Source organism: Desulfonatronospira sp. MSAO_Bac3 (assembly GCF_003838035.1).
GTDB classification, from domain to species: domain Bacteria; phylum Desulfobacterota; class Desulfovibrionia; order Desulfovibrionales; family Desulfonatronovibrionaceae; genus Desulfonatronospira; species Desulfonatronospira thiodismutans.
This window is the reverse complement of record NZ_QYZY01000042.1, coordinates 1-7,341: the sequence shown is the minus strand read 5'-3', so window position 1 is coordinate 7,341 and position 7,341 is coordinate 1. Positions and strand designations below refer to the sequence as shown.

Here is a 7,341-nt window from a genome sequence, read left to right as displayed (position 1 = left end):
GATTTACTTGGGTGGTGGGCTTCTGGAATGTTTATAAGGAAGGGATTTCATACAACCACCCCCGGCCCCTCCTTGGCTAAGGAGGGGAGCTAGACCGTGGCTTGGATTTACTTGGGTGGTGGAAGTTTAATCACGATCCAGATGGAGTGTTTGACAGAAGCATGCGACAGAGTGTTGCCGTGCCTCGATCTGCTCCCCTCCTTGGCTAAGGAGGGGAGCTACACCGTGGCCTGGATTTACTTTGGTGGTGGAAGTTTAATCACGATCCAGATGGAGTGCTTGACAGAAGCATGCGACAGAGTGTTGCCGTGCCTCAATCTGCTCCCCTCCTTGGTTAAGGAGGGGCTGGGGGTGGTTCGATAATCAGCTCCCTTCCTTCCCCGGCCCTTCCCAGGCCAAAGAGGGGAGTTCACACCGTGCTCGTAATCCAGAAGGGCAGGATGTCAGATAAAGTTACCAACATGTTTGTTTGAAATTTGTGCTAAGCGCCTATTTCTTCTTCCTCTTCCCCGGCACCTGCTTGTCGGCCAGGTGGGCCAGGTGCTGCAGGCGTTCGTCAGCCAGGCGGTATATGGAACCGGGGGAGTATTTTCCGTCGGCCAGTTTTTTCCTGGCCCTGGTCCCGGTGAGGATTTCCATGGCTTCTTCTATGCAGGTGACTGCGTATACCTGGAACATATTGTCCTTTACCGCCTGAATGACTTCCCTGCTGAGCATCAGATGGGTCAGGTTGTCCCTGGGGATGATCACCCCCTGCCCGCCGGTAAGGCCCTTTCGCCTGCAAAGCTCGAAATACCCCTCGATCTTGCGGGTGACCTCGCCCACCGCCATGACGGCCCCGGACTGGCTGATGGCCCCGGTAAAAGCGTATGACAGGTTGATGGGTATGTTGGACAGGGCTGAGAGCAGGGCGGCCAGTTCCGCCCCGGAGGCCGAGTCTCCGTCTATCTGGGCGTAGTTCTGCTCGAAGCACAGGCTCCCGGAAAGTACCAGGGGCTTTTCCTGGGCGAAAAGGTTCTGCAGGTAGCCCTTGATGATCATCATACCCTTGGTGTGAATGGGACCGCCCAGTTCGGCCTCGCGTTCCAGGTCCATTATGCCGCCGTGCCCTACCCCTGTGGTGCAGGATATCTGATGAGGCAGGGCCAGGATATAATCTCCGTACATGCTTATGGACAAGCCGTTGGCCCTGCCCACTGCGCTGCCCTGGGTCTGCACTTTTATGGCTTCGCGCTCGTATTCGGACATGAATTCGTCTTCGTAGAGGCTCAGGCGATACTTGCGCGACTTGAGGGCCTGGCATACCGAGTCTGCGTTCACCCTGTCAGCGCCATGCATACGGGCATAAGCGTCCGCCTCCACCATGAGGTCGGCAAGATGCGAATACTTGAGGGACAGCTTCTGCTGATCCCCTGCAATGCGCGAGGACTGATCCACCAGGGCGGCCACCGCCTCCCGGTCAAAGGGCATAAGAGAGTTGCTCACGGCTATTTCCGCCAGGTCCATGCTCTGGTTTCGGATGGATTCTTCAGTGCGGGGAATGCTTTCCCTGAGATGGGCCTTGACCTTGAAAAGCTTGCCGAACCTTTCATCTGCTTCTAACAGAATTTCATACAGTTCATCCGATCCCAGAAGAATTATCTTGATGTCCAGGTCAATGGGTTCCGGCCGGATGGTCCGGGTGCGTACCATTTCGTACTGATCAGCCGGGTCCTCTATTTCAGCCCTGCCGGAGCGCAGGCAGCGCAAAAGGCCTTCCCAGGCCTGGGGCTGGGCGAGAATGTCCTCGGCCCGGATTATCAGGAATCCGCCGTTGGCCTTGTGCAGGCTGCCGGGCTTGATCAGGGTGAAGTCGGTATAGTAGGCGCCCATCTCGGTCTCACGCTCTATACAGCCCAGCAGGTTGAAATAGTTGGGATTGTCCTCCACCAGAACCGGGGCGCCCCCGTTGCGGCAGTGTTCCACGAATATGTTGACGCCGTAACGGGACAGGCAGGCATCCGGGCCTCCCACCTGCACCTCCTGGGAGCTTTCCGAGGACTGGTCCCTGGGTTTAAACTGATCGATATTGTCCAGCAGGTCCTGCTTCAGACTTTCTAAGTAATCCATGAGTTTCTGGTTGTCCGGGAATTTCTGGCGGATTTTTTTCAGGCAGGTGTCTATTCTGCCTCCAGCCACTTCACGGTCCAGCCTGCGCTCGTTATCCTTGAGGTCCTGTTCTTTTCTGCTTATCTGCCTGGAAAGCCCGAGCAGAGCTTCCATGATGCGGTTGCTCTGCTGCATGAGGTCCTTTCTCACCTCTGATTCCAGCTTCTCAAACTCTTCCGGGTCCATGGCCCTGCCTTCCACTAAGGGATAAAGGGTCAAAGAGCCGTTTTCGTCGACACTCAGGCTGAAGCCGCTTTTGTGGGCCTTGTGTTCCATGCGGGAAAGCAGATTTTCCCGGGTTTCATTATATTCCTTGATGAGGTCGCCGTGCTTTCGGATGTAGAAATCCTGTTCAAATCCGGCAGGAATGGATTCCCGGATCTTTTTTATTGCCGCCTGCATTTCCCGGCGAAGATCCCTGGCGCTTCCGGGAGGCAGGGTGATGGCCAGGGGCTGATCGGGATCCTGGAGATTGTTGACGTATACCAGGTCCCCTGGAGCAGGCATTTTCCCTGCCCTGGGACGGAGAAAGTCCAGTATAAAACGGTTGCGGCCCAGGCCTTTTTCTCCGGAAAGATAGGCGTTGTAGCCTGAGCGCTTGATGGCCAGGGTCAGCTCCAGGGCATCAAAGGCCCTTTGCTGAAAAACATGTTTTTTATCTCGGCGGGCAGCGGCCCTTCCGGTATGACTGAATCCGATCCTGGACGGGGAAAGTTTGATGCTCAGCCTGGATGCGGGCACCTGAAATTTTCTGGTCATTTATTCCTCTGAAAAGAAAATTGTGTCCGGCAGGTAAAGCCGGATGCTAAAGATTTCAACTATATTCATGGAAGGTTGATTTTGCAAGACGGCTTTTTCCGGGGGGCAAGCGCACAGGTCCGCAGCAAAAAAATCGCCAGATTAAAAACCCGGTTTCAAATATTGCATTGACGTTTAATATAGCTGTGTGATAGAAGGCTTCCATTGTGAACGAAAGCACGTTCACCCATCTTTTTTCTTCCGGGTGCAGGAGATATGATTTTCAGGTCCAATGACAAATCCCGCTGGGGGGGCGAATACTGGAAGGCCTCTCTTTTGGGCATTCACCTGGTCACCTGTACTTTTGTCGGGTTGCTGATAGGTTATTTCCTGGACAAGTGGCTGGGCACAGAGCCGTGGCTTCTGCTTGCCTTCCTCATTTTTGGGATTGCAGCCGGATTCAAGAACATGTATATGGAGGTGAAAAAGATACAGGAGTCCGAGGACAAAAAGGAAAAGGGCGAAGATGAACACTCTGGTTGAAAACTTTCTGTATAAAAGGGGCTTTGTTCTGCCCAAGGTGCGTTTTCTGGTGCGCAATCAGTTTTATCTCTCCATTCTGGGCCTTTTTGTTTTCATCATTTTTTTTCCTGTTCCGTGGATTGTGGGTTTCGGGATCGGGGCGCTTCTGGGAAGTCTCAATTTCTACTTTATGGCCCGGCTGGCCCAGGAGCTTGTACATATTGCCAAAGGGGCCGCCACCCCGCTTCTTTTCAGTTTCTATGTCCGGCTCATTCTGACCGGACTTGTTTTATATGTGGCCATAGTATACTGGAACGCCAACATTTTTGCTTTGCTCTTGGGTCTAAGCGTTATACTGCTAAACGTCTTAATTTTCGGCATTACCCTGGTGGGTCAAAAATTCAAGGAGGCTTAATAAATGGAAGACTTATACCAATGGATGTTTTTGAGAGAATTTTTCCATGCCCTGGGGCTGAACATCCCGCAACACGTCCTCTACTCCTGGTTTTTCATCGTAATTCTGGTCCTGGTGGGCTGGATGGCCACCCGCAGGATGACCCTTGTGCCTAAGGGAGTGCAGAACTTTTTCGAATTTCTCATCAAGGCTGTTGAGGATTTCGTAGTGGCCAACATGGGCGAGCAGGGCAGGAGGGTTTTTCCGGTACTTTTTACTCTGCTCATCTATATCTGGGTGCTCAACGTATCCGGTCTTGTACCAAGCATTGACGCGGCCACGGCCAACATCAACACTACCGCGTGCATGGCCCTTTTTGTTTTTGTCTACTACAACTACTGGGGCATCAGGATTCACGGGGCCGCTTACATTAAAAAGTTCATGGGACCCTACTGGTGGTTCGCCCCGGTAATGCTCCCCATTGAAATAGTCAGCCACCTGGCCCGGCCGCTTTCTCTGGCCCTGCGGCTATTCGGAAACATCAGGGCAGAGGAAATCACCATCGCCGTAATGTTTATCCTGGCTCCCATCCTGGGGTCTTTGCCCATCTTCATACTCTTTTTGCTGTTGAAGACTATGCAGGCCTTTGTGTTCTTCATGCTGACCATGATGTACCTCAAGGAGGCCTTTGAAGAGGCTCATTAAAAGAAAGTCTGATGGTGAGCCTGGAGCATTTTTTAAAGTCGGGGGAAATGGTCTTTTGACCGAACAAATAAATCGTTAGGAGGTTTTGTAATGCGCAAGTCTTTGTTGATCATCTTTCACACCGTTTTCTTTGTAGGCCTTGCCAGTGTCGCCTTTGCAGGTGAAGTCGCTCCCGAAGTCATCGGCAATATCGCTCTGGCCACCGGTCTGGGCATGGGCATTGCCGCCATCGGCACCGGCATTGGACAGGGTATCGGTCTTAAGGGTGCTTGTGAAGGTACAGCCCGCAACCCCGAAGCAGGCGGAAAGATTACTGTTACCCTGCTCATCGGCCTGGCCATGATCGAGTCCCTGGCAATTTATGCACTGGTTATCAACCTGATTCTGCTTTTTGCCAATCCTTTTATCTAAAGCCGATTGCATTCATCAGGGGGAGGGGGATGACCCTCCCCCTTTTATCGGCCTGTCATTGTTAAAAAATTCACTATGCAGCAGTTAAAGTTCGAACGTATCCCCCGGGCCACCATTTCCAGGCTGGCAGTTTATGTACAGGAACTGGAGGTCATGGAACAGCAGGGCATCAAGGTGATTTCTTCGGAAAAGCTGGCCCAGCTCTGCGGGGTCAACCCGTCCCAGATACGCAAGGACCTGGCTTATTTCGGTGAATTCGGCGTCCGTGGTGTCGGATATTATGTTCATGAGCTTCGCGAGGCCATCAGGCAGAGTCTCGGCCTGGACCGGACCTGGAACGTTGTCCTGGTGGGCGTGGGCAACCTGGGAAGGGCGCTTCTGCGGCATAACCTTCTGCGCAAAAGAGGCTTTGTAATCGTGGCCGCTTTTGACTGTGATCCCTTTAAAATCGGCGAGGAGATAGCCGGCCTGGAGGTCAACTGTACCAGCAAGCTGCCCAAAAGCACCAGGGATATGAACGTTGAGATAGGGGTCATCACCACGCCGCCTGAAAGAGCCCAGCGTGCCGCAAACTATCTCATGGAAGGCGGCATCAAAGGTATCGTCAATTTCGCACCCTCGAGAATAACCACCCCGGAAAACATTTCAGTGGAATATGTAGATTTTATACACCATATGTTTTCCGTGGCCTTCAATATTACCCAGAATCAAAGTAAAGGCCTTTTATAGTCAGCCTTGTCCTTTTTTTAACTTCCGGACACTTAAACCCCGTCCACGCTTCACAGCTTTCCAGCCAAAAAACTTGCACTGCCACCCTTTTTCAGCCTATATTGCTGACTGAGGCACTGATATTTATCTTGACACTGCGCAGGGGGACTTGACCTATGACCTTGACGGATTACACCGAAATGGCAGCAGACCTGCAGAGGGTGGTGGGAGAGAAGTTCAGGCAGGACCGGGAAATCTTAAATGTACCAGGGGTCTCCATGGCCTGCAGAATAGACGAGCACTACTTTCTGGCCCTGGAATCCATGCTCCTGAAAAATCTTGGCATGTGGGCGGCGGTATTACCTTCAAGAGTTCTTGAGGCATTGATCAAAACCGGAAATATGCTTACCTGTCCGCCCCACAGAGAGCACAGTCTGGACCTTCGCACCACCTGGGAGGGCCTGGGGCGCTTTGCCGGAATAAAAGCCTGTTTTGTTCAGGCTGATTTCTTCGACCGGGCCCTGAAAATATACGCCGGCCGGATCCGGCCTCTGCCCCTTGGCAATCTCTACGTACACGCAGATGACCGACCTGAGGTGGAAAAGTTTTTCAAGGGCAAAACACCGCCTGCATCCTGGCTTTACCAGGAACAACCAGGATAAAAAGGTCAGGATTATACACATGAGCATGCAGGCAGTATTTTGCGGAGTGGGTGAGGCTTTCGACGAAAACCTGCCCAACACCAGCATCCTGGTCCAGGTAAAGGAAGGTAGGAACAGCCGGTCAATCCTTCTGGACTGCGGCTTTACCGCCGCATCCGCCTTCTGGGGTTGCAGCGATGATCCTCTGGACCTGGACGCTATATGGATATCGCATCTGCACGGGGATCACTTTCTGGGTCTGCCCCAGCTCCTGTTGCGTTTCAGCGAGCACGCCAGGATAAAACCTTTGCAGATAAGCGGGGTGTGCGGCGCATCCTCGGCAGTAAAACAGGCCATGGAGCTTGCCTATCCAGGCAAGTGGGATCGCCTGGGTTTTGAGATCGAATTTACAGAGGCTTCTTCACGGGATACTTTTCAGCTGGCGGGCATGCAGGCCCGGGCCGTGCCCATGGAGCACCCGGTTCCAAGCCTGGGAATAAAGCTTCATGCAGAGAACAGGAGCTTGTTTTATACAGGAGACGGCCGGCTGGAAAAAAGCTTCTGGCCTGTGCTTGACGGATGCGATCTGGCCATATGCGAGGCCTTCGCCCTGGAGGGGGACATGCCCGGTCACAGCAGCGTGTCCCGGGTGTTATCCATGGCCGGCCTGGCAGGGGTCAGGCAGACAGCCCTGGTGCATATGCAGCGTGATGAGCGTGCAACGCATAAAGATAGTCTGCAGAAGTATTTTGATCAGGCTCAAGTGACAGGATTTATGCCTGAGCCGGGAGACAGGGTCGAGCTGTAAAAAAAGGGGCCTGGGTAACTATTCACAATCTGATAAATTTGGTCAATCTATGCGCACCGCTGATATCCAGGGTCCGGGGGCTTTGCAAACTGGGCGTAAACTGTCTGAACGACGTAGGAAGCGTTAATCAAAACCGTAAAACACCGAAGTTGATTTAGAGCAGGCTATGTAAGATATTCTGGATTAAAAACTCGTGTAAAGGTTTTGATCTACGCTTCATAGGAGTGAGTTTTTACGTCCTGTTTGCGAAGTCCTCGGACCCTGGT

The 7,341-nt window shown here is 52.8% G+C and carries 8 protein-coding genes; 7 read left to right on the top strand and 1 reads right to left on the bottom strand.

Annotated features, from left to right (window positions below):
* Positions 1–489: 489 nt before the first annotated feature.
* Positions 490–2,907, bottom strand: coding sequence for a Lon protease family protein (locus D5S03_RS01365; protein WP_287042453.1), 2,418 nt, complete (start codon positions 2,905–2,907; stop codon positions 490–492).
* A gap of 255 nt (positions 2,908–3,162) precedes the next feature.
* Between D5S03_RS01365 and D5S03_RS01360 the strand changes: the two genes are divergently transcribed.
* The 7 genes from D5S03_RS01360 to D5S03_RS01330 all read left to right on the top strand — a co-directional run bounded on the left by D5S03_RS01360 (position 3,163) and on the right by D5S03_RS01330 (position 7,075).
* Positions 3,163–3,429, top strand: a complete 267-nt coding sequence (locus tag D5S03_RS01360) for an AtpZ/AtpI family protein (protein WP_008870806.1) — start codon at positions 3,163–3,165, stop codon at positions 3,427–3,429.
* Positions 3,413–3,823, top strand: a complete 411-nt coding sequence (locus D5S03_RS01355; protein WP_008870805.1) for an ATP synthase subunit I — start codon at positions 3,413–3,415, stop codon at positions 3,821–3,823. Before D5S03_RS01360 ends, D5S03_RS01355 begins: the two co-directional genes overlap by 17 nt.
* Before the next feature lie 3 nt (positions 3,824–3,826).
* Entirely contained in the window at positions 3,827–4,507 is a 681-nt protein-coding gene (atpB, locus tag D5S03_RS01350; RefSeq protein ID WP_008870804.1) for a F0F1 ATP synthase subunit A, read from the top strand.
* A gap of 90 nt (positions 4,508–4,597) precedes the next feature.
* On the top strand, positions 4,598–4,918 hold the full coding sequence (gene atpE / locus D5S03_RS01345; RefSeq protein WP_008870803.1) for an ATP synthase F0 subunit C: 321 nt from the start codon (positions 4,598–4,600) through the stop codon (positions 4,916–4,918).
* Between the two features lie 75 nt (positions 4,919–4,993).
* Positions 4,994–5,647 (top strand): redox-sensing transcriptional repressor Rex, encoded by a 654-nt coding sequence (locus D5S03_RS01340; RefSeq protein WP_008870802.1) that lies wholly within the window; start codon positions 4,994–4,996, stop codon positions 5,645–5,647.
* 155 nt (positions 5,648–5,802) lie between these two features.
* Complete coding sequence (locus D5S03_RS01335; RefSeq protein ID WP_287042452.1) at positions 5,803–6,288, top strand: hypothetical protein; 486 nt, start codon at positions 5,803–5,805, stop codon at positions 6,286–6,288.
* 19 nt (positions 6,289–6,307) lie between these two features.
* The gene (locus tag D5S03_RS01330; RefSeq protein WP_287042451.1) at positions 6,308–7,075 is read left to right on the top strand and encodes an MBL fold metallo-hydrolase; all 768 of its coding nucleotides are present in this window, start codon (positions 6,308–6,310) and stop codon (positions 7,073–7,075) included.
* Positions 7,076–7,341 lie beyond the last annotated feature (266 nt).

Excerpts from the sequence above, each read along its gene's own strand:
- D5S03_RS01365 (WP_287042453.1), bottom strand. The coding sequence starts at position 2,907 with ATGACCAGAAAATTTCAGGTGCCCGCATCCAGGCTGAGCATCAAACTT.
- D5S03_RS01355 (WP_008870805.1), top strand. The coding sequence starts at position 3,413 with ATGAACACTCTGGTTGAAAACTTTCTGTATAAAAGGGGCTTTGTTCTG.
- D5S03_RS01330 (WP_287042451.1), top strand. The coding sequence starts at position 6,308 with ATGAGCATGCAGGCAGTATTTTGCGGAGTGGGTGAGGCTTTCGACGAA.
- atpB (WP_008870804.1), top strand. The coding sequence starts at position 3,827 with ATGGAAGACTTATACCAATGGATGTTTTTGAGAGAATTTTTCCATGCC.
- D5S03_RS01335 (WP_287042452.1), top strand. The coding sequence starts at position 5,803 with ATGACCTTGACGGATTACACCGAAATGGCAGCAGACCTGCAGAGGGTG.
- D5S03_RS01360 (WP_008870806.1), top strand. The coding sequence starts at position 3,163 with ATGATTTTCAGGTCCAATGACAAATCCCGCTGGGGGGGCGAATACTGG.
- atpE (WP_008870803.1), top strand. The coding sequence starts at position 4,598 with ATGCGCAAGTCTTTGTTGATCATCTTTCACACCGTTTTCTTTGTAGGC.
- D5S03_RS01340 (WP_008870802.1), top strand. The coding sequence starts at position 4,994 with ATGCAGCAGTTAAAGTTCGAACGTATCCCCCGGGCCACCATTTCCAGG.